This is a genomic window from Ferdinandcohnia sp. Marseille-Q9671 (genome assembly GCF_976954385.1).
This window is the reverse complement of the sequence record NZ_CDRJTA010000006.1, coordinates 1-557: the sequence shown is the minus strand read 5'-3', so window position 1 is coordinate 557 and position 557 is coordinate 1. Positions and strand designations below refer to the sequence as shown.

Genomic DNA, 557 nt, shown 5'->3' with positions numbered 1-557 from the left:
TGGCATAGGAGCTTCCGACCGCTCCGACCGACGGTTGGATGCCTGCCTCGGCGAGCCGCTCGCTGAACCGGATCGATGTGTACTGAGATCCCCTATCCGTATGGTGGATAACGTCTTTCAGGTCGAGTACGCCTTCTTGTTGGCGGGTCCAGATGGCTTGCTCGATCGCGTCGAGGACCATGGAGGTGGCCATCGTGGAAGCGACCCGCCAGCCCAGGATCCTGCGAGCGTAGGCGTCGGTGACAAAGGCCACGTAGGCGAACCCTGCCCAGGTCGACACATAGGTGAGGTCTGCTACCCACAGCCGGTTAGGTGCTGGTGGTCCGAAGCGGCGCTGGACGAGATCGGCGGGACGGGCTGTGGCCGGATCAGCGATCGTGGTCCTGCGGGCTTTGCCGCGGGTGGTCCCGGACAGGCCGAGTTTGGTCATCAGCCGTTCGACGGTGCATCTGGCCACCTCGATGCCCTCACGGTTCAGGGTTAGCCACACTTTGCGGGCACCGTAAACACCGTAGTTGGCGGCGTGGACGCGGCTGATGTGCTCCTTGAGTTCGCCA

Annotated in this window: 1 pseudogene; it reads right to left on the bottom strand. The window is 63.6% G+C overall.

Features of this window, described 5'->3' with window-relative positions:
* Window positions 1-557, bottom strand: a pseudogene (locus ACWNMY_RS22405) (IS3-like element IS6110/IS987 family transposase); the annotation flags it as partial.